The sequence below is a fragment of the Aquisphaera insulae genome, assembly GCF_011064615.1.
Taxonomy (GTDB): domain Bacteria; phylum Planctomycetota; class Planctomycetia; order Isosphaerales; family Isosphaeraceae; genus Aquisphaera; species Aquisphaera insulae.
In genome coordinates, this window is record NZ_JAALJH010000008.1 from 46075 (window position 1) to 66691 (window position 20617).

Here is a 20617-nt window from a genome sequence, read left to right on the forward strand (position 1 = left end):
CCCTTCTGGGCGCAGAATCTCGCGGGCCTGTCCATATCACAAGGATGGGAACGCCACAATCGGAGTATTTCCACGATGGATGGATGACTGTAAATTCTCCGACTTCTGTCGGTATCGGCTGAAATGACACTGGAACGGCGGCATGAACTTCATGGAAGGTGAACGACGACTGGTGGAGAACGTTTAGGCATGCCGGACGCGCGGGGTGATCTGCTGGGCCGACTCTTCGATGCCCACGCGGCCGGCCTGGCCATGTATGCCCGTCAGTTCCGAGGTTGCGACGGGGCCGAGGCGGACGACCTGGTTCAGGAAGCGTTCCTGGCCCTGGCCCGCCAGTCGAGACTCCCCGACGAGCCCGTGGCCTGGCTCCATCGCGTCGTGAGGAACGCGGCCCTGATGGCGGTACGCAGCTCGCGCCGCCGGCAGGCTCGAGAGGCCCGGACGAGCCGCTCCGAGGCCGAGGCGGAGCCCTGGTTCGCGACGGTCGACGACCAGCTCGATGCGGGTCAGGCCAGCGCTCAGCTCGCCGCGCTCGATCCGGAGACCCGAGAGGCGATCGTGGCCCGGCTCTGGGGCGGCCTGACATTCGAACAGATCGCCGGCTTGCAGGAATGCTCCACGGCGACGGTCCACCGACGATACAACGCCGGGCTCTCCCGGCTCCAGGAAAGGCTGGAAACGCCATGCCATCGGACAGCTTCCACGACCCCATGACTCCGTTCGAGTCCCGGCTCCGCGGTTGGGCTCCGTCGCCGACAGGGCTCGATCGGGACGGTCTCCTGTACGAATCCGGCCGGGCCGCCGGCGCGGCTGCTCAGCGGAGAATCGCCCGAGTCGCGATGGGTACCGCGGGACTCGCGGCCGTTCTGGCGATGGGCATGGGAGTCGCGTGGCACGCCGAACATTCGCGAGCCCTTCGACTGCAAACTGACGTCCTTCTAGCCCGGCAGGAAGATCAACGCGGCGGCATGCTACCCGGGAGAGACCTGGAGCCGGTTCCGTCGCATCCCTCACCAACCTCGTCGATCCTTCGTGCCGAGCCGAACCCGCTCAGCTATCTGGCCCTCTCGCGGCGGATAACCCAGGCGTCCTTCGACCTGGAAAGCCGCACGGCCCCGCGCGTCCGGGCCGGAGTCCACGCCCCGCTTCGGCCAATTTCCCCCTTACGCCGACATATCAACGAACTGCCTGACCTGTAGTCCGTGCCCCGTCGTTTTCGCTCCGTGTCCTGGACCGCCTCGGGCGGCGTCCGCGTTCGACGTCCGCGCCTCGGTCCACTCCTCTCGTATCGAGGGAATCCTCATGCGGTCTCCACGCTGGTCCTGTTTCGTTCTCGTGTCCGCAGGTCTCGTGATGGGCTCGGTGTCTGCTCGGGCTCAGGTGATCAAGGCAGAATCCCCAGGGCCCTCTCAGTCGGCGGACCTGAAGACGCTGACGATTACCCCGGCCGCGGAGCCGACTCCGTGCTTTCGCTACCGGCTACTGCCGTCATCCGCGAGGCTTCGCCATGGAGACGCAGCGCCTATCTACCTCAGGCTACAGCACGGGCTGGAGACGTCCGAAAACTGGGGACCGTTCAAGGAGAAGCTGGCGGTGTGGCTGAACGGTCCCAAGGACGCGAGTCTCCTGTCGGACGCGAAGGCCGCCCTGGCCCCCTGGGCCGATCGGATCGATCTGCTCGAGATTGCAGCCCGGCGAGAGACCTGCGACTGGGCCTTCCCGCTTGATGAGCAGCGCACCAACGCGATCGACATCGCTCTGTACGACATCGAGTCCCTCAGGACATGGGGATCCGTGATCGCCCTGAAGGCTCACGTCGAGATCGCCGAGGGCCGATTCGTGGATGCGGAGCGGACCCTTGAGACCGGGTTCGCCTTCGGCCGTCATGTGGGGGCCGGCCCGTTCATGATCAATGCCCTGGTCGGCATGGCGATCGAGCGTTCGATGCTCGATCGGGTGGACGAATGGGTCCAGAAGCCGGGCTCCCCGAACCTCTACTGGGCGCTGACCGCACTTCCTCACCCGCTGGTGAGTGTCCGTGAGGCCATGGAGCAGGAGCGGCTCCTGCCCGAGAACATGGTCCCGGAGCTGGGGGACGCAGAGGCCCCGCGGTCCCCGGGGGCGTGGACTCTTCTCGTCGAATCGATGTACCGGCGGATGCGTCAGTTGTCGGAGCGCACGGCGCCCTCGGCCGAGCTGAAGGAAAGTCTGCCGGCCGATCTCGGCGAATACAAACGCCAGCACCTCGAGACCTTCCGCAAGCAGCTCGTCGCGTCGGGAAGTTACACCGACGAAACGGTCCGGACCATTTCCGACGACGAGGTTACGGCTCGGGCGATCGTCCTCGGTTATCGAACTCAGTGGGACACGGCTTTCAAGGCCATCTACCTCCCGTTCCCGGATGGGAACCATTTCCAGCCTGAACTGGACGGGGCCTATCAGGTGGCGAAACGCGGACCCTTTGCCGTCTTCTCCTGGTTTCTTCCCAGCCTGTGGTCGGCCCGAATCGCCGAGACCCGGCTCGATCGCCAGGTCGCTCAGTTGCGGATCGTCGAGGCCATCCGGCTCCATGCCGCGGCACACGGAGGCTCGCTGCCGAAGTCGCTGGACGAGGTCAGGGAAGTCCCCCTACCCGTCGACCCATCCACGGGCGGCTCGTTCTCTCTCAAGGAGGATGGGGACAGGCTTCTCATCGCGCCTCTAAAGGCCGGCGTGATGTTCCAGCCGGACTATGCGGTGACGCTCCGCAAGGCCCGATGATCGAAACCGTCCTCCGCTGACCTCAAAGGCCCCTCGCAGGACGCGTGGGGCCTTTTTCGCGCGCCGTTTCGATTTTCCTGTATCCAGATCGCGGTCCGCCTTCATAGAAGGGACATGAGCGTCCCCAATTGGAGCTGACCATGCAAGCCGCCCGGGATCGTACCCCTGACCTTGTCCGCCTTTTCGACGCCGGGAGCGTCGGGCTGCTTCCGGATAACGAACTCCTGAACCGGTTCGTCGTCCATCGCGATCGGCTGGCGTTCGAGTCCCTGGTGTCACGGCTCGGACCGATGGTCCTGGGCGTCTGCCGGAGACAGCTCGGCGAGTCGCCCGAGGTGGATGACTGCTTTCAGGCGACCTTCCTGGTCCTGATCCGCCGAGGGCCGACGCTCGGGCCGGACGTGCCGCTGGGCGCCTGGCTCCACGGCGTGGCCGTGCGTGTGGCGCGTCAGGCCAGGAAGCAGGCGGCCCGGCGGGTCGACCGCGAGCGGGCCGGGGTGAGGATGGACGTCGTGGAAGGGCGGGAGCCGGGTGGAGACGATCCGGAGCTCCGGCGGATCCTGGACGAGGAGATCGCCCGCCTGCCGGACCGGTATCGCCTCCCCGTGATCCTGTGCTACCTGGAGGGGATCACTCACGCCGAGGCGGCGCGGCGACTGGGCTGGCCGCTCGGAAGCGTCAAGGGGAGGCTCTCCCGGGCCCGGTCCCTGCTCCAGTCCCGGCTCACGCGCCGGGGCGTCGCGGTGGGGACGACGGCGGGTGCACTCGCGGCCGGCGGGTACGTCGAGGCATCGATCCCCGCGTTCGTCGTTCAATCGACATGCAACTCGCTCCTCCGATCCGGCTCGGGGGCCGCCTTCGCCCTGTCACGAGTTCTACCACAATCCGTTTCGAGGCTCGCAGAGGGAGTCCTTCATACCATGGTCGTCTCAAGGCTTGGACAGTTTGTCGCGATGCTCGGAGTCTCGGGGCTTTTCCTGGCGGGAGCCGGGGTGATGGCCCGCCAGGGTGCCCCATCCACCCCCAGGCAAGAGCCTCCACGCATTCCGATTCGGGCGTCGGCCACCGCGAGCTCCGACGTGAAGCAGGTCACGCCGACGAAAGTAGACGTCAAGCCGACCATCGAACCGGCCCCCGGCGTCCGGCCGCCGCTCAATCGGGCCGAGCGCGAGGCGCTGGATGCCGCTCGCGACGCCTTCCGGGTCGTCAATGAATGGTTCCGGAGCGATCCATTCGATCCATCGGCCGACTCGCCGGAGCGCGTCCAGGACGCCTCCAAACTCCTGCGGGACGTGGAACTCTCGCTTGCGAGAACCCAGGTCGAGCGGACCGCGGCCCTAGATGCCCACGCGGATCGGTTGCGCGACATGGCCCGCGTCGATGGAGAGCGAGGGCATGCGACGAACCTGTCCCGGGCCCGGACGCGAGCCTATTACGCACTCGCCGCGCTCCAGGCTGAGCAGGCGAGATCGGCGCCGGATCAGGCCGCGGCCGTCACGAAAGCCGATGACCGAAAGTCGGGCCACGAAGCGGACGGGACCAGGATTCCGGGTCGCGAGCTGGACGTGAAGTCCCGGGAAATCCTCACCAGGCTCGACGCACCCATCCCCATGAATTTCCCCAACGAAACGCCACTCGAGGAGATCATCAAGTATCTGAAACAGACCACGCAGGGTCCGAAGGACACGGGTATCCCGATCTACCTCGATCCGGTCGGACTCGAGGAGTCCGAGAAGTCGCTCACGTCTCCCGTCTCCCTCGACCTGGAGGGCGTGCCCCTGAGATACACGCTCCGTCTCCTGCTGCGTCAGCTCGGCCTGATCTACGAGGTCAAGGACGGAGTCCTGATCATCACCTCGCCCGCCTACCAGGACATCGAGACGGATCTATCACGAAAGAAGGAGCGTCTCGAACGCGGCGAGATGACGCTCGACGAGACGAAGCAGCTCGTCGAGGAGTTGAAATTACGTCGCGAGGCCCTGCGGTTGTTCGTGACGGGCGATGAGGTGGAAGCGGAGGAGAAGACGGGGCAGGCGCACGCCCGCGAGGTGGCCGAGCTCCGTCGCCAACTCAGGGAGACCCGTGAGCTCGTCGAGGCGATGCGCAAGGAGAAGGAAGCCGGCAAGAAGACCGGTGGCCCGTGAGCGACGTCGGCCAGGCACGTCAGCCGATCGGCTCGACGACGATCTCGTCCGCGAGCCGGTCGACCTCGTCGGGGTTGACGGCGCCGGCATCCCAGACCAGGGCGTTCGACACGGCGCAGGCGACGGCTCGCCGGAGCATGGCCTCGGGATCGAGCTGGTTCAGCCAACCGTCCACCAGGCCGGCCAGGAGGGAATCGCCGGAGCCGATCGGGTTGACGACCTTGATCGACGGCGGGATGACCCGGTAGCGCTTGTCGCGGATCTGGGCGAGGACCGCGCGCGGCCCGTCCGTGACCACCCCGCAGGTTACTCCGTGCCGAGACCAGTCGGCCAGGAGGCCGAGGACATCGCCGTCGGAGACCTCGGTCTTGCGGAGGCGGCCGGCCGCCTCCTTGCGGTTGAGCTGGAGCGCCATCGGCCAGAAGCCCCAGATTGCGTCCAGGGCCGGGCCGTACGTGTCGAGGAAGACCGGGATCCGCCGGGCACGGGCCAGCGAGATCAGATCGCTGAAGAGCCCGTGAGTGGCCGGCGAGGGGCTCGAGCCGGAGAGCGTGAGGGCCAGGACCTCGCGGCCGGCGAGGGCCTTCTCGATCTCGTCGGCGAACTGTTCCGCCTCCCTCGGCGTGACGGCCGGATCGGGGTCGAAGAACGCGGTCTGGTTTGGCGTACCCTCGGTCAGGACCGTGAGGATCTCGCGAGTCTCGGACTGGGTCGGGACCGCGATCGCGTCGAATCCGTCGTCCCGCCGCAACAGCTCGGCGCAGTGCCTTCCCACGGGGCCGCCGAGGAAGGTCGCCGGACGCGCCGAGCGCCCGAGCCGCTTGAGGGCGCGGGCGACGTTATTCCCCTTGCCTCCCACGACTTCCCGCACCGATTTTCCCCGGACCAGATCCCCCGGTTGCCATTCGGGGACCACGAGCGTCTTGTCCAGGCAGGAATTCAACGTGACGCATACGATCATGGCGGGATCAACCATACAGTAGATTGGATGTCGGATCGTCGTGGTGGCCGGCGCACCGTCGCTCTCGACCGCTCGCAAGTCCCGGGCCCCAGGATAACGCGCGAATCGCCATCAGTTGCGGCGTCTCACCCGTCGTCCGCGCAGGGGCTTCCGGCCGATCCATCTAGCATAAGGCAAGCCGCCTCGCGAGGCCACCATGCCGTGACCGCGGCTCAATTTCCGCCCCCACGGGCCATGACCCGCGAGGTCTCAAAACGGATGCCCCTCGAGGGCCTCGATCGCGTGCCGGATCTTCGCCGGGATCGCATGGGCCCGGTTCGCCTTGTAGTCGAAGACGACCATGGTCGACGTGCCCTCCGCGGCGAGCGCGCCGAGCTGCCGGCTGAAGATGCTGTGCTCCAGCTCCATGCTCGATCGCCCCAGGCGGACGATCTTCACGCCGATATGGACCGTGTCCGGATAGCTGAGCTGCTTGCGATAGTCGTTCGAGACCCGCGCCAGGATCGGCCCGATCCGCTCATCCCGGTACAGCTCCATCAGCCCGACCTTGTAGAAGTAGGCCAACCGCGCCGTCTCGTACCAGCGGAAATAGGTCACGTGATTGACGTGCCCCAGCGGATCCTGCTCGCCCCACTGAACCGGCTGCACCGCCACGACCGGGAATCCGGCGGTCAGCTCGTTCATCCTCGTTTCGGCGTCCATCGGCTGATGCTTTCCGTTTCCTACCGGGAACGCTCCCTCGCCTCCGGGTCTCTCGTTTTCGACGACGATCTGCCCGAAAAGTTCAGAGGTTGTTGGCGATGGGAACTGCGCTGGAGTAGAGTCAACGCCGCACTGCAACCATATCTCCTGGCTCGGAGCCCGTCCATGTCCAAGCTGCTCTGTCGGACCTGGGTCGGTATGTGCAGCGTTATCATGATCGCCGAGCCCTCGGCCCCTTCGCAGGAGCCTCCCCGCTCTATCGAGAAACGACTGGATGACGTTCGCCGTGCCTACCTGGACGTGGCCCAGTCGGTCTACGACGGCCTCAACGCCTTCCACGGTCGCGGTCCGGTATTCGACGAGCTGACGTGGAAGATCCAGCGCGCGGAGGCAGACTACACGAACGCGAAGCTCGAGAGAGAGTTCAGCGAACTCGAGCTCAGGATATACGACGAATCGACGTACCCCCTTGAGCGGGCTGTCGCGGCAGGCAGTGTCAAGCTCGCGACCGCGAACCTGGAGCGAATACGAGGCAGCATCGCGGATCAGAAGAATTACCTCGAGCGGTCTCGAAAACAAACGACCAACACTCTCACCGAGGATCTGATCCTCCAGGGAGCCGAGGTCATTCTCCGAGAGGAGGAGCGCAGGAGGCCGGTGGCCGAGGCCGAACTTGCCCGGGAGACCTCCAGGCTCGATCGTCTCGAAAAGGTTCTAGGACCGCGCCGCAGAGCCGAAGTTCTGGCGAAGAAGGACGAGGCTCTCGGCAAGGAGCTCCAGAAACAGAGCGAATGGATGGCCGCGAAGAACGATCTCCAGGCCAGGATTTCGGTGGCCCGAAGCCTTGCGACCGAGGACGAGTGGGGTTCCCGGCTCGCGAATCTTGACGGCGTGGCGATTCAGCTCGCGGAAGTGGGGAAGAAGCTCAGGAGTTTCGATGACGCCAAACGGATACCCACCGAGCAGGAAGCCCGCGATATTGAGGATCGAATCGAGACGTCGGCGTCGCGGATCCGGAACGTTCGCCGCTCCCTGGAGGTGAGCCGACTGCGACAACTCACGGCAATACTCTCGCGATTTTCTTCCGGTCCGATCGCCGCTCAGACCGCGACCTCGCCCCCCTCGCCAATCGTTGGACTTCTCGGCGATGAGGGGGCCGAGGTCCGCCTCGACGGTGCACGCCAGTCCCTGATCCGGGCTTGCGCTTCTATCCTCGATCGGCTCGAGCAGATCGAGGGTAGGGTATGGGACATCCCGTCCCAGGAACTGGCGATTCGCGCCGCGGAGGCCTGCTACAAGGCCGCCGCAAACCGACTCGCGCAGGCCAGGGAGGTCCAGAAGGAGTACGTGGAAACGTTCTTCGTGCGCGAGCGGACCGAGGCGTTGACCGCCGTGGCCATGGCGGAATCGACACTGAAAGGCAGCCAGGAAGATCTCGTCCGCGCCTCCGCGGCGATGGATCGTGCAAGACGGACGGCCACGACTTCGCTGCCGGACGCAGACGCCCTCCGGCGATTCGAGATCGCTCTGAAGTTTGCCAGGCACGGAGTACAGAAGTCGGAATTGGAGCTCGAGCACGCAAGGAACGAGCTGGATGTTCTGGACAATCAGGGGAGACCCGTCCGAGAGAAGGAACTCGCGGCCGACGTCGAGCGAGCGATCTCGAGAGAAATCTCGCAGCGTCAAACGCTCACGATCGAACGGGAGAAGCTGGCAATCTCCAAACGTCCACAGACGAGTGCCGGGTTGACGGCAATCGAGAAGGCGTCGCTCCGCGATCTCCTGGGATCGATCCGGGACGAGGCCGAAATTCGCGGCCGGATCGCGACCACCCAGTCCAATGACAAACCGCGGGACGCGAATGTCTTTCGGGAAATCGAGTCGGCGATCGCCGCGCTGGAACTCAAAGCCCGTGGAGCCGAGCGAGCGATTACCGAGCCGCAGTTCCTCGAGATGGCGCGAAAGCTAGCTGAACTCGAAAAGCCCACAAGAACCATTGCCCCCAGGCGCGGAGCTCCGCGACCCGGGCGAGAGCTCTTCGATAAACTTCGGAGCATATCTCCCGAGGATCGAGCGACCCTTAAATCGGGGACCGAGGAGAAGAAGCGGGAAATTCTGAAAAAGGCAGGGTTCACTGACGAGGAGCTGGAGGAAATGCGAGGACTGCGAGAGCAACCGAAACGGTAGGCACTCACTCCTGCGGAAGAGGGACGTCATGAACTTACGAATGACTGCTTACCTTCCAGAATGACCTCGGAGCCGTCCCAACTCATGATCTCGATTCGCGACCTCCGCGTGGATTATGACAACCTCTGTGCCGTCAACGACCTGACTCTGGAGGTCGACGCGGGGGAGGTCTGCGGGCTGATCGGGCCCAACGGCGCGGGCAAGACGACGACGATGCGGACGATGCTCGGACTGATCGAGCCGACGTATGGCTCGATCGTCCTCGACGGCGTCGACGTCCGCGAGTTCCCCCGCGAGGTCAACGCGATCGTCGGCTTCATGCCGGATTTCCCGCCGATCTATGAGGACCTGCTGGTCTGGGAGTTCGTGGACCTTTTCGCGGCCAGCTACCGGATACCACGCCGCGAGCGGAAGACCCGGGTGGACCAGTACCTCGAGCTCGTCGGCCTGATCGAGAAGCGGAACGAGGGGATTCCCGGCCTCTCCCGGGGGATGCGCCAGCGCCTGATGCTGGCCAAGACCTTGATCCCGGACCCGCGGATCCTGCTCCTGGACGAGCCGGCCAGCGGCGTCGATCCGCAGGGCCGGATCGACCTCAAGAACATCATCAAGCAGCTCGCGGGCGAGGGGAAGACGATCCTGGTCTCCTCGCACATCCTCTCCGAGATGAACGAGTTCTGCACCTCGGTCGCAATCATGGAGCGGGGGCGGCTCGTGGTGGGGGGCCGGATCGATGAGGTCAATGCCCGGATCATGGGGGCGACCTTGCTGGTCGTGGAGGTGCTGGGCGATCCGGCGAGCTTCCTCCAGGCCGTCGCGGCCGATCCTCACGCCGGCGAGCCGGTGCTGAAGGACGGGGCGTACGAGCTCCGCTACGCGGGGAAGGCCGAGGAGGCCAGCGACCTGCTCGCGCGGCTGGTCGGCGCGGGGGTCCGGGTGGCCGCCTTCTCCCGGCGGAGAGAGAATCTCGAGGAGCTCTTCCTCAAGGTCGGCGCCAAGGAGCTTGCCTGATGATCCCGGACCTTCTCCGCGAGTGGCTCGACAACCCCATGTTCCTGAGGCACGTCCGATCGCGGTGTCGCCGCCCGGCCCTGATCTCGGGGGCCATCATCACGGGTGCGATCTGCCTTTGCATCGCCTATGTGGCGTTCCAGTTCGGGACCTTCCAGACCGGCGGCGCGTTCGGGAGCGTCCTGGCCGTGCAGGGCGTGCTGCTCTGCCTGATGGGGGCCTCGCAGGTCGGGACTTCGGTGGCCTCGGCGCGGGCTTCGGGGATGCTCGACTTCCATCGCGTGTCCCCGCTGACGCCCACGGAGCTGACCCTGGGCTACTTCTTCGGGGCGCCGATCCGCGAATACCTGCTGTTCCTGATCACGATCCCGCTCAGCCTGCTCTGCGTCGCCGCGGGGACGCCGGACATCCGCGGCTTCGTCCAGGTCATGATCGCCCTGATCGCGTTCGCCTGGGTGGCCCAGGCCATCGCCCTGATCAACGGGCTGACCTCGAAGCGTCCCTCGATGGCGAAGGGGATCGTCTGGCCCATCATCGTCATCGGACTGACGAGCGGCTCGTTCTTCCCGTCGTTCGGGTTCGTGGCCAACCTGCTCGACCGGGATCCCCGGCTCGACTTCTTCGGCGTCTCGTTGCCGTGGCTGGCCGTGGTGCTCCTCTACCAGGCGCCGATCCTCCTGGTCGCGTTCCTCGCGTCGAGGAGGAAGTTCGAGTCGGAGCGACTCCATCCCCTCTCCAAGCCCCAGGCCATCGGCGCGATGGCCGTGGCCGGGACCCTTGCGGTGGGGAGCACTTGGAGTTCGACGGAGTCCGACTTCATCGGCCTCCTGATCCTGTACGTGCTCGTCGCCCTGGGCATCTTCCTGACGATCACCGTGACGCCCACCCAGGCCGATCACTACAAGGGACTGCTGAGGTGCCTGAGGAAGGGAGAGGAAAGGCCATCATGGCTGGCGGACTTCGCCCTCAATCGGCCCTTCCTCGTCGTGATCTGCGGCATCGTCCTTGGTTCGACGACGCTGGTCTGGCAGCGTAGCCTGTCGCAGACCCAGATCGCTTATTCCGGGTTGCGCGACGGGTTCCCCCTGGCGATCGCCAACGGGGTGCTCGTGATCGCGTATTTCGGCCTGGCCTACCAGTATTTCCTGGCTCGATTCGGGCGCCGAGGGATGACGTTCCTGACCCTCTTCGTCTTCATGGCCTGGCTGCTGCCCTTGTTCCTGGGCACGATCATCGTCGCCTCGGACTATCGAGCGGGCTCTCAGGCCCAGGTCGTCTATGCGCTCAGTCCGCTGGCGGGGATCGGCCTGTCGGCGGGGACCACGACGAGCTTCGGGGTCGGGCCCGCGGAGAACTTCCCGTGGGTCGCCGGCGCGGCGATCACCCCGACGCTCCTGTTCACCTTCGTCTTCAACACACTCTTGTCCACCGCCAAGAAGCGATTCCGCAAGGTCGTCGGCGACGCCGCGAAATGGTCGAACGAACGGGATGCGTCGGCAGCCCGGGAGGAGGTCCTCGGCGAATGGGAGTCGGCCGAGGATCCGAGCCCGTCGCCCGCGGGGGGACTTCCTACCTCGACTCCTTCCTGACGAGCTTCGAGAGGACCGCGTCCAGCGCCGGTCCCCGGAGATCCAGCCGGATGATGTTCCCCTCCGGATCCACGAGGTACGAGGCCGGGATCGCGCCGACGCCGAACGCCTCGACCAGGTCCGTCGCGGCCGAGCCGTTGTGAACCTGAAGCCAGGGGATCTTGCGCGTGGTCACGAAGTCGGCGACCGGCGTCCGCGTCTCGTCCAGGCTGACGGCCAGGATCTCGAGGCCCTCGGCGTGGTACTTGCGATAGGCGTCCTGGAGCCGGGGAAGCTCGGTGAGGCAGGGGGCGCACCAGGTCGCCCAGAAGTCGACCAGGACGTATTTCCCCTTGAGCGAGCCGGACTTGACCGGCTTGCCGTTGAGGTCGATCGCCTCGAACTCCGGCAGGGGCTTGCCGACGCGGCCGATCCGGCCGAGCTCCTTCCCGACCTTCTCGCGAATCGCGGTGCTCTCGGGGAAACGGTCCTGGAGCAGCGTGTAGGCCTGCCTGGCGACGGCGAATTCGCCGGCGGTCACGGCCGAGCCGGCGAAGTTCTCCGTGAAACTGGTCGCGAAATCCTCCTGGTCCGGCTTGCCCAGCCCCCCGATCAGCTCCTTGTAACGGGTCAGGGCCTCGTCGTAGCGGCCTGCCCCCGCGCGAGCCATCGTCAGGACAATCTGGGCCAGGGCCTTCACCGGGCCGTCCGGATCGTTCTTGACATAACGCTGCGCCGCGTCCTCGGTGTCGGCGAACCAGTCGTGCTCGATGGCCTTGTTGAAGAGCGCGGCGTAGCCCTGGTCGCGATCCTCGGACTTCGGATTCTGACGGAGGTACTCCCCCAGGTCGCGGACCAGGGTTCGGTCGCTGCGGTCCAGGATCGAGGCCACGCTCGTCGGCGGAGGCGCAGGGTCCTGGGACCGAGCGATGCCGGACAGGCAGAGCATGGAGACGGCGGCGATCAGGATTCGAGTGAGTCTCACGAGTCCGGTTTCCGGGACGGGGTTGGGATGGTGGCGAACCTCAACGCGACGCCGTGGGGAGCGTCCCGGCGGAAGTCATCACGCCGATCCGGCTCGAGGACCGCGGTCTGGTCGCGGCGGGGGCCGGCAGCAGTCCGCGGATGACGTCCAGCCACTGGTAGCAGCAGAGGTTCCGTTCGTGGGACGCCAGGAACGAGATTCGACCCTTCTGGCCCATCTGGTGCGCCAGGTTCAGGTCCGCGGCGAGGGTCGTCAGGGCGTCCACGACTCCCGCGGCGTCGCCCGGGGCGACGGTGAAGCCGCATCCGGCCCGGCGGATCGTGTCCGCGGTCTCGCAGTGGGCCGGGCCCACGAAGAGCGCGGGCCGGCCGGCCGCCATCACGCCGTAGAGCTTGCCGGGGACGACGATGCCGGTCATCTCCGGCCGCATCGAGATCAGGTGGACGTCGGCCAGCGAGAGCGAATGACGAAGGTCCTCACGCGGGACGTAGTCGAGGAACCGGATGTTCGGCAGGCCCTCCGCCTCGGCGGCCTCGCGCAGGCCCTTCGATCGGGGACCTCCGCCGACGAACAGGAAGACGATGTCGCTCCGGTCGCGGAGCCGGCGGGCGGCCTCGAGGAACTCGTCGTACGAGTGGGCGAGTCCCAGGTTGCCGGAGTACATCGCCACGACCTTGTCCTCGAGCCCGAGGGATCTCCGCAGCGGGTTTCGCTCCCGCTCCACGGGAGAGACCTCGTCGCGACGGCTCCAGACGGGGATCGTCGCCAGCCGATCGGCGCGGACGCCCTTCATGATCACGCGATCGGCCATGTAGGGGCCCAGGACGACCACGCGGTCGGCATGGCGATAGACGAAGTCGCTGAGCCAGGCCAGTCCGCGGACGACCGGGTTCCTTGGGTTCATCCGCCTGAGTGCGAGGCTGGCATCGGGGTGGAGATCCATGCTCCAGTACGCGTGCCGCGTCCCCTTCAGCCGCCTCAGCAGCGTGCCGATCAGGCCGATGATCGGCGGCGTCGTCAGCGTGACCACGGCGTCGAACCGGGGCATCCGCAGGGCCTGGAACACCGCCCGGCCGTAGAACGTGAGGTAGTCGGTCATCCTCGCGAGCGTGCTCCTGCGGCCCAGCGAGGTGGCCGGCACCCGGTGGATGTGCACCCCCTCGTGGACCTCGTAGGTCGGGGCCTTCGGCTGGCCGGGCTTGTACGTCCCCTGCGCGCAGAGGACGTGGCACTCGAACCCGCGGGCCGCGAGCGACTCGACCAGGTCGGCCAGGTGCTGGGCCGTGGAGGCGTGGTCCGGCCAGTAGTACTGATTGACGAAGAGGAGCCGCCGGCCGGCGCCGGGCATGCCTTGCCCCCGGCCTTCCGACGGGCCTTCGATCTCCGAACCACTCCCGGCGACCTCGGCCGCCGGTTGGGGCGGCTGGAAATGAGGCTGGGCGGCCTTCGGGAGGCTCCAGAACCAGGGTCGACGGTTCACCATTTGGCGTCCGCCTGGGCCTTGTTGGCCCGATACCAGGCGATGGTCCGTGCCAGCCCCGCGCGAAGGTCGGTCGGCGGCACCCAGCCGTCGAGCTCGCGCTTCATCCGGGTGACGTCCAGGACCTTCTTGATCGCCCCGTCCGGCTTGTCCGTGTTCCAGGCAATCTTCCCCGGATAGCCGGTCACGTCGTTGATCGTCTCCACCAGCTCGCGGACCGACGTCCCGATCCCGGTGCCGATGTTCAAGGGTAGGTTCACATCATTGTACTTCTCGGCCGCCAGGACGATGGCATCCGCGCAGTCCTCGACGTAGATGAACTCGCGGATCGGCTTGCCGGTCCCCCAGACCTCGATGCTCGGCGCCTTCGCGAGGTCGGCCTCGACCCACTTCCGGACCAGCGCGGCGACCACGTGCGAGCGATCCGGGTTGTACGAGTCTCCGGGGCCGTAGAGGTTGGTCAGGATCAGGTGGATCGAGTCCAGCCCGTACTGCCGCTTGTAGGCCACCCCCTGGACGGCCAGCATTTTCTTGGTGAGGCCGTAATTCACGACGCTGGCGTGGCAGGCCCCGCCCCAGAGGTCGTCCTCCTTGAGGTCCCCTTCGAGGTAGCCGGGGTAGCTGCACGCCGTGCCGATGTTCACGACCTTGCCGACCTTCGCCAGCCGGGCGGCCTCCATCAGGTTGGCGCCCAGGACGAGGTTGCTGTAGTAGAGCTTCGCGGGCTCGGTCTGGTTGATGCCGATGCCGCCGTAGTACGCCGCCGTGTGGACCAGGACGTCGCACGGATGCTCGAGCAGGCACTTGAGGCACGAATCGAGCGCGACGAGGTTGAAGTCCTTCTGCCGGGGGACGAAGACCGTCGCCCCGTATCCCTCCAGCCGCTTGACGATGTGCTGGCCGAGGAACCCGGCCCCGCCGGTGACCGTGACGCGCTTGCCGGACCAGAAACCTTTCATGAAGTCGCTCCGAGGAGTGCGGCGGAATTCTCGATCGATCCGAGGATGAAGGGCGGGCGAGCGGGGCAGGGGCCCGCGCTTCGCCATGGTTGTCCTGGCAGGTGTGAGCGGACTCCCCCTCTCCCCGACCCTCCTTCGCGGAGGGGGGAGAGGACGGGAGTGATCGCTTCGGTCGGCGGGCATCCTGACGCGTCTACCGGCCGTCAGACGTTCGCGAACGGGTTCTGGAACTCGATGAGCTGCGCCGCGCGGACGAGCTCGGCGATGCCGCGGTCGAGGTCCACGGTGGTCTCGAAGCCCTTCTTGCGGATCTTCTCGTAGGAGACCTCGTAGTTCCGCTGATCGGCGTCGGAGCCGACCTCGGCGAAGTGGAGGTAGAAGTTGGTGTGTTCGAGGATCTTCCGGGCCACGTCTTCCTTGGTGAAGTTCATGGACTCGTGGCCGACGTTGTAGACGTCGTCCTTGACCTCGTCCCAGCGCTCGAGGGCGAAGATGAAAGACCGCGCCATGTCGCGGACATGAACAAATGTTCGCTTGAAACCACCCTCATAAACGATGAGGTTGCGGTTCTTGACGGCCTGGTAGGTGAAGTCGTTGGGCATCAGGTCCAGCCGCATCCGGTTGCTGGCGCCGAAGGCCGTGGCGAACCGGTAGGCGACGCCGTTGCCGGAATCCAGGACCATCTGCTCGGCCTGGCCCTTGGTCTCGCCGTAGAGGGTGATCGGGGCCCGGGGCGTCTCCTCGTTGCAGACGTAGTCGGGGATCGACCCGTAGATGCTGCCGGTCGATGCGAACAGGAAGCGGGTGTCCTTGCCGCGAGCGGCCAGGAGGTTTCGCGTCCCCTCGACGTTCACGGCCTGGGCGAGCTGAGGCTCCTTCTTGCAGGCCGGGTAGCCGACGATGGCGGCGAGGTGGATGATCGCGTCCATCCCCTCGACGGCCGACTTCGCGGTGGCGATATCGCAGACGTCTCCCTTGCGGAACTCGAAGAATCGGTTCTGGCAGCAGGGCAGCAGGCCGTGGCCGCCGAACTTGAGGTTATCGAGCACGCGGACGCGGTGCCCCTGTTCCAGGAGCATCGGGACGAGCGTGGAGCCGACGTAGCCGGCTCCGCCGGTGACGAGGATCTTCATGGCGGGACCCATCCTTGGTGGCTCGACTCGAGACGCGCCTGGTCACGTCGCGGATCATCGATGACTGGAACCGGACTTCCGCGCGGCCGGCAAGTGATGACGGGCAGAGGAGTACGCCCAGGCCCCGTCCTTGCGGCCACGTCCATCCTTCGATTGCGTTGCGTTGCGTCGAGTGGCAGACCATCCTTGAAGGAAGCCGGTCCAGAAGACTCAGGCGTTGCGAAGCGTCAACCGGTAGGTTTGCTGGTGCCTGTCTGAGTCGTCTCCAATCCCGACCTGCCCCGGCCTGTCGGCGAGGAGTATCATCAAGTCCGCGAAGGCTGTCAACCGGAGTTGTCGTCGAAGAAGACGAGCGAACGGAGAATTGACGATGGAATGTCCACGAGCCGGGAGCGACCTCGGGCCGCGGTCGCGACGGGATTTCCTCGCACGCTCGGGGTTGCTGGCGTTGGCTCCTCGACTCTCGGAGCGAGCGGCGGCGGCGCCGCCCACTCCGGACTCGCCACCGCGTACGCCCGGCTTCCGCGGAGTCTTCTTCAATCCCAACGTCCGCCACGCCGCCATGGAAGGCTATCCCTTCCCGGTCTTCGATCCGTACGATCCGCCGTATCGCGAGGGCCTCCGCGCGGCGCTTCGGGATCTGGCCCGGGAGGCGGCCATCAACCTCGTCTGCCTGTTCGTCCCCATCCAGTTCACGCTCGCCCGAGCCGGAGTCGGGCCGCGGCCGGGCCAGCCGGTCGAGGGATGGGCGAACCTGACTTACCTGAAGAACCTGGCTGTCTTCGTCGACGATTGCCATGAAGCCGGCGTCTCGGTGGAACTCGATCTCGTGGACAACCGCTGGATTCCCGGGCGGCTGGATGGCGCGAACCACATCGGGAAACCGGGCTCCGGCTGGCCGGTCGCGGACGACTCCCACTGTGAATCGGCCGCGACGTGGTATGCGGGCCTGATTCGGTTCGTCGAGGAACGGGCGCGACATCCCGAGCAGATCGCGCTCTGGAGCATGATGGGTAATCATCAGCTCGGCTGTGCCGAGCCGGTCCTCTGGGGCATTGATCCCGGCGACGAGATCCTCCGGGCCACGGAACGGTTCGTGAAGAAGGTCTGGCCCGCGTTCCGTTCGGCCGGAAAGCGGCCGAAGGCGGCTCCCTACCTGCTGCCGATCTTCTCGAACAACGCCTACTGGATGGCGAAGACGCCCGAGCAACGCCTGAGCGGCTTTTCCCACCTGAAGACCTGGCTGGTGGACGACCTGGCATTGCCGCCCGACTACTGGCCGATGTCGTCGTATGCCTTCTGCGACCCGGCTCCCGACGGATACCACTATCTGCGTCGGATCGTCGAGATCCTGGGCAGGGAAAACGCCCCGCGGATCCTCCTGACGGACCTGAAAGGCCCGGGTCACGAGCACGAGATCAAGGACTCCATCCTCGCCACGGCGTGGCAGCCGGGGAATGCGTCGCTCCGCTGGCACCGCCTGAAGTGCGCCGAGTACGGGCTGGCCGGGTGGTGGATCTGGGCCTACCAGGACCACCCGGGTGCCGCCCAGCGCGCGGGAATCCGCGGGGCCGACGGTGCCTGGAAGGCCGAACTGGTTCACGCCCTCCGGGAACCACTGGCCCGCTGATGTTGGCCCTGGCCTCGGCGAGGGCCGCGCCGCTGCCCCGGAAGTGGAAGCCGCGGCTGGCGACCATCTGCTCCACCTGGCCGCTGATGGGTTATCGAGGGGCGGAAGCGAGGCCGGGACCTTGCCGTGCTCCCGGCGGACGACATCGGAAGCTCCCCCGGGCGACAGGCCGAGGTCCGGCGACGGCTCCGCGAGGGTCTTCCAGGAAGGAATGGGGTTGGGAAAATTGCTCCAAACCACGCCCATCCTCGGACCGACGGCGCGGTCATTGCCACTGGATCCTCGGGTTGACCGTTCCGGAGACGCCCCGTATGCTGCGCCCAGGTTTGGCCATGAATGACCTTCGGGTCTCCTCTCGCAGCGCGGCCGCACCTCGCGATCGCTGGCGGCGTTTCCCATCGCTCTGTCCAATCCAGGATAGATGGGCCTTCCGATGCTCAAGAAGCTGTCCAGGCGCGTCAAGGCGGCGGCCGCGGCGGTCGGGGTCGTCACCGCGATCCCGTGCGTTGCGTGGATGTCGTTAACGTACGAGCCTTCCTACTATCGCAACATGGTGAACCTCCCGCCCGAGCAGCGCGAGGGGAAGGCGCGGCATTTCGTCGCGCAGAGCTTGCAGCTCCGCAACGACATCGTCAACGAGCCCACCTGGGAGGCCGTCTTCTCCGACCAGGAGGTCAACGCCTGGCTGGCGGAGGATCTCGTCTCCTACTTCGCGGATCAACTGCCTCCGGAAGTCCACGATCCCCGCGTCCTCTTCGAAACGGACCGGGTGATCCTGGCGTTCCAGCTCGATCGCAGCGGGCTCCAGTCGGTGATCACCGTCGTCGCCCGCCCGCGCGTGCCCCAGGGAAACACGGTCGAGCTCACGCTCGAGAAGATCCGGGCCGGGATCCTCCCCGTGCCCGCGGACAACATCCTCGATCGGATCACCGACTACGCCCGGATGCGTGGGGTCGACGTTCGCTGGCAGCGGCGAGAAGGATATCCGGTCGTCGTGATGAAGTACTCGCCGAATGTCCAGCGTGAGGACATCCAGCTCCAGGAGCTAGAGATCCGCGGGGGGCAGATCCGCCTCGCCGGCCGTTCCGATCGGAGCAAGGGAGCCTTCTACCTGCCCACCCTCCCCACCCGGAAGGTCCTTCAGTCCACCTTCCCCAGCCGGAGCTTCCAGTCGAATCCGCCCGGCGAGCCGGGACCGTCGGACGGAGCGTCCATGCTCAGGACGAGCCTCCCCACGAGCTGGTCCCCCTTCAGGTCGACGATCAGCCTCGTCGCCTCCCAGACGATCGGGCTATAGGTCCCCTCGGCGACCCGCCGCACGGCCCCGCGGTCGCCGGAGATCGAACCTTCGTAACTGAGATACGCGAGTCGATGATTCGGGAGTCTGCGCGCCGGGAGCTCGCATCCCGGGGCGGGCGGGGAATCCAGCGCCCAGGTCCATAGCGTCGCGCCGTCCTCGAGCATGAAGTCCCAATGCACGCCACGCCACCGGTGCTCCAGGACGACGAACCGGCGGGGAGGCGTCGCTCCGTGCTCGCTCATGCTCGTCTCCCTCGACGCAATCTCCGATAGATCGTAAACTTGCGAGTAAGAACCCGGTGCAGGGTGGGGATGGCCGCGGAGCGTTGGCAGAGGAGCAATCGGGCGTGACTCCCAAAGAAGTACTGGCTCATATCCGGCAGCGTGAGGTGACGACGGTCGACCTGAGGTTCATGGATTTCCCGGGCGTCTGGCAACACTTCTCCATCCCCGCAGACGCCCTGACGGAAGAGACCTTCGAGGAAGGGATCGCCTTCGACGGCTCCAGCGTGGTGGGCTGGCGCGCGATCAACGAGGCGGACCTGCTGGTCGTCCCCCAGCCCGAGACGGCGCTCGTGGATCCGTTCACGTCCCAGCCCACGCTGACGATGATCTGCAACATCCACGACCCGATCACGCACCAGGATTATACGCGCGATCCCAGGAACATCGCGCGGAAGGCCGTCAGCTACATGCGGAGCCTGGGCGTCGCCGACCGCTGCCTGCTGGCGCCGGAGCTCGAGTTCTTCCTCTTCGACGACGTCCGCTACGCCCAGAATCAACACGAGGCGTATTACCACGTCGATTCGGTCGAGGGAGCCTGGAATCGAGGGCGAGCCGAGGGCCCGAATCTCGGCTACAAGCCGGGATCCGGCCTCGGCTATTTCCCCTGCCCCCCGACGGACAGCCTGGTCAACCTGCGGACCGAGATGGCCCAGAGGATGGCCGAGTGCGGTATCACGACCGCCGCCCATTTCCACGAGGTCGCCACCGGCGGCCAGTGCGAGATCGACCTCAATCCCCAGGACCTCGTCGAGAGCGCCGACCAGGTCATGATGGCCCGCTACATCATCCGCAACGTGGCCCGGAACAGCGGCAAGACCGCCACCTTCATGCCCAAGCCACTCTATGGCGACAACGGCTCCGGGATGCACACGCATCTCAGCTTCTGGAAGGGGGATGAGGCGCTCCTTCCCGGCAACGGCTACGGCACCCTGAGCGACCTGGGGCTGAGCGCGGTCGGCGGGCTCCTCAAGCACGCTCCGGCCCTTTGCGCGTTCGCGAACCCGACGACCAACAGCTACAAGCGGCTGATCGAGGGCTTCGAGGCGCCCACGAAGGTCTCTTACAGCCGGCGGAACCGCGCGGCGATCGTCCGCATCCCCGTGGGCGGGGCGAGCCCGCGGAGTCGGCGGATCGAGTATCGCTGCCCGGACAGCGCGGCCAATCCCTACCTCCTGTTCTCGGCCATGCTCATGGCCATGCTCGACGGCATCCAGAACAAGATCCGGCCCGGCGAGCCCCTCGACAAGGACATCTACGACCTCAAGCCGGAGGAGCTGGCGCGCGTGCCGACCACGCCCCAATCCCTCGAGGCTTCGCTGGAGGCCCTCCGCGTCGACAGCGAGTTCCTGCTCCGGGGCGACGTCTTCACCCCGGACGTGATCGATACCTGGATCTGGTACAAGTTCTCGAACGAGATCGACGCCCTCCGGGTCCGTCCCCACCCCTACGAGTTCGCCCTCTACTACGACATCTGAGCCCGCGAATCCTCAGCCCCGCTCGCCCCGGCCTCCAA

At 66.3% G+C, this 20617-nt stretch carries 15 protein-coding genes; 8 read left to right on the top strand and 7 right to left on the bottom strand.

The window, feature by feature from the left end; all coding sequences use genetic code 11:
• Positions 1–189 precede the first annotated feature (189 nt).
• From G6O54_RS07050 to G6O54_RS07060, 3 genes are all read left to right on the top strand, one after another.
• Complete coding sequence (locus G6O54_RS07050) at positions 190–714, top strand: RNA polymerase sigma factor (protein WP_165222274.1); 525 nt, start codon at positions 190–192, stop codon at positions 712–714.
• Positions 715–1593: 879 nt separating this feature from the next.
• Positions 1594–2760 (top strand): hypothetical protein, encoded by a 1167-nt coding sequence (locus tag G6O54_RS07055; RefSeq protein ID WP_165222277.1) that lies wholly within the window; start codon positions 1594–1596, stop codon positions 2758–2760.
• A gap of 140 nt (positions 2761–2900) precedes the next feature.
• Positions 2901–4904, top strand: a complete 2004-nt coding sequence (locus tag G6O54_RS07060; RefSeq protein ID WP_165222279.1) for an RNA polymerase sigma factor — start codon at positions 2901–2903, stop codon at positions 4902–4904.
• A 19-nt stretch (positions 4905–4923) separates the two neighbouring features.
• Here the strand turns inward: G6O54_RS07060 and G6O54_RS07065 are convergent, their stop codons facing one another.
• Together G6O54_RS07065 and G6O54_RS07070 are read right to left on the bottom strand one after the other, a co-directional pair.
• Positions 4924–5865: a 1-phosphofructokinase family hexose kinase gene (locus tag G6O54_RS07065; protein WP_165222281.1), complete on the bottom strand. Its 942-nt coding sequence runs from the start codon at positions 5863–5865 to the stop codon at positions 4924–4926.
• 249 nt (positions 5866–6114) lie between these two features.
• The gene (locus G6O54_RS07070) at positions 6115–6567 is read right to left on the bottom strand and encodes an acyl-CoA thioesterase (protein WP_250846750.1); all 453 of its coding nucleotides are present in this window, start codon (positions 6565–6567) and stop codon (positions 6115–6117) included.
• A 165-nt stretch (positions 6568–6732) separates the two neighbouring features.
• On the opposite strand from G6O54_RS07070, the gene G6O54_RS07075 reads away from it, so the two are divergent.
• The 3 genes from G6O54_RS07075 to G6O54_RS07085 all read left to right on the top strand — a co-directional run bounded on the left by G6O54_RS07075 (position 6733) and on the right by G6O54_RS07085 (position 11354).
• On the top strand, positions 6733–8754 hold the full coding sequence (locus tag G6O54_RS07075; protein WP_165222283.1) for a coiled-coil domain-containing protein: 2022 nt from the start codon (positions 6733–6735) through the stop codon (positions 8752–8754).
• An 84-nt stretch (positions 8755–8838) separates the two neighbouring features.
• On the top strand, positions 8839–9765 hold the full coding sequence (locus G6O54_RS07080; RefSeq protein WP_165222285.1) for an ABC transporter ATP-binding protein: 927 nt from the start codon (positions 8839–8841) through the stop codon (positions 9763–9765).
• Positions 9765–11354: an ABC transporter permease gene (locus G6O54_RS07085; protein ID WP_165222287.1), complete on the top strand. Its 1590-nt coding sequence runs from the start codon at positions 9765–9767 to the stop codon at positions 11352–11354. The genes G6O54_RS07080 and G6O54_RS07085 overlap by 1 nt, the downstream gene beginning before the upstream one ends.
• Here the strand turns inward: G6O54_RS07085 and G6O54_RS07090 are convergent.
• The 4 genes from G6O54_RS07090 to G6O54_RS07105 form a co-directional block, all read right to left on the bottom strand.
• Positions 11335–12318, bottom strand: coding sequence for a TlpA disulfide reductase family protein (locus G6O54_RS07090; RefSeq protein WP_165222289.1), 984 nt, complete (start codon positions 12316–12318; stop codon positions 11335–11337). The genes G6O54_RS07085 and G6O54_RS07090 overlap by 20 nt on opposite strands.
• Positions 12319–12358: 40 nt before the next feature.
• A complete protein-coding gene (locus tag G6O54_RS07095; RefSeq protein ID WP_250846751.1) occupies positions 12359–13801 on the bottom strand; it encodes a glycosyltransferase family 4 protein in 1443 nt (480 codons plus the stop codon).
• A complete protein-coding gene (locus G6O54_RS07100; RefSeq protein ID WP_165222291.1) occupies positions 13795–14757 on the bottom strand; it encodes an NAD-dependent epimerase/dehydratase family protein in 963 nt (320 codons plus the stop codon). Before G6O54_RS07100 ends, G6O54_RS07095 begins: the two co-directional genes overlap by 7 nt.
• A 203-nt stretch (positions 14758–14960) precedes the next feature.
• Positions 14961–15890 carry an NAD-dependent epimerase/dehydratase family protein gene (locus tag G6O54_RS07105; RefSeq protein ID WP_165222293.1) on the bottom strand — a complete coding sequence of 310 codons (930 nt, stop codon included), beginning with the start codon at positions 15888–15890 and terminating at the stop codon, positions 14961–14963.
• Between the two features lie 370 nt (positions 15891–16260).
• Here G6O54_RS07105 and G6O54_RS07110 point away from each other — a divergent pair, with 370 nt between their 5' ends.
• Positions 16261–17520, top strand: a complete 1260-nt coding sequence (locus tag G6O54_RS07110) for a hypothetical protein (RefSeq protein WP_165222295.1) — start codon at positions 16261–16263, stop codon at positions 17518–17520.
• A 1140-nt stretch (positions 17521–18660) separates the two neighbouring features.
• Here G6O54_RS07110 and G6O54_RS07115 read toward each other — a convergent pair.
• The gene (locus G6O54_RS07115; protein ID WP_165222298.1) at positions 18661–19062 is read right to left on the bottom strand and encodes a DNA polymerase ligase N-terminal domain-containing protein; all 402 of its coding nucleotides are present in this window, start codon (positions 19060–19062) and stop codon (positions 18661–18663) included.
• A gap of 104 nt (positions 19063–19166) precedes the next feature.
• Here G6O54_RS07115 and glnA point away from each other — a divergent pair, with 104 nt between their 5' ends.
• Positions 19167–20579: a type I glutamate--ammonia ligase gene (glnA, locus tag G6O54_RS07120; RefSeq protein ID WP_165222301.1), complete on the top strand. Its 1413-nt coding sequence runs from the start codon at positions 19167–19169 to the stop codon at positions 20577–20579.
• Positions 20580–20617: the final 38 nt, after the last annotated feature.

Coding starts and splice junctions, on each gene's coding strand:
- G6O54_RS07050 (WP_165222274.1), top strand. CDS start 190: ATGCCGGACGCGCGGGGTGATCTGCTGGGCCGACTCTTCGATGCCCAC.
- G6O54_RS07060 (WP_165222279.1), top strand. CDS start 2,901: ATGCAAGCCGCCCGGGATCGTACCCCTGACCTTGTCCGCCTTTTCGAC.
- G6O54_RS07065 (WP_165222281.1), bottom strand. CDS start 5,865: ATGATCGTATGCGTCACGTTGAATTCCTGCCTGGACAAGACGCTCGTG.
- G6O54_RS07070 (WP_250846750.1), bottom strand. CDS start 6,567: ATGGACGCCGAAACGAGGATGAACGAGCTGACCGCCGGATTCCCGGTC.
- G6O54_RS07075 (WP_165222283.1), top strand. CDS start 6,733: ATGTCCAAGCTGCTCTGTCGGACCTGGGTCGGTATGTGCAGCGTTATC.
- G6O54_RS07080 (WP_165222285.1), top strand. CDS start 8,839: ATGATCTCGATTCGCGACCTCCGCGTGGATTATGACAACCTCTGTGCC.
- G6O54_RS07085 (WP_165222287.1), top strand. CDS start 9,765: ATGATCCCGGACCTTCTCCGCGAGTGGCTCGACAACCCCATGTTCCTG.
- G6O54_RS07095 (WP_250846751.1), bottom strand. CDS start 13,801: ATGGTGAACCGTCGACCCTGGTTCTGGAGCCTCCCGAAGGCCGCCCAG.
- G6O54_RS07100 (WP_165222291.1), bottom strand. CDS start 14,757: ATGAAAGGTTTCTGGTCCGGCAAGCGCGTCACGGTCACCGGCGGGGCC.
- G6O54_RS07105 (WP_165222293.1), bottom strand. CDS start 15,890: ATGAAGATCCTCGTCACCGGCGGAGCCGGCTACGTCGGCTCCACGCTC.
- G6O54_RS07110 (WP_165222295.1), top strand. CDS start 16,261: ATGGAATGTCCACGAGCCGGGAGCGACCTCGGGCCGCGGTCGCGACGG.
- G6O54_RS07115 (WP_165222298.1), bottom strand. CDS start 19,062: ATGAGCGAGCACGGAGCGACGCCTCCCCGCCGGTTCGTCGTCCTGGAG.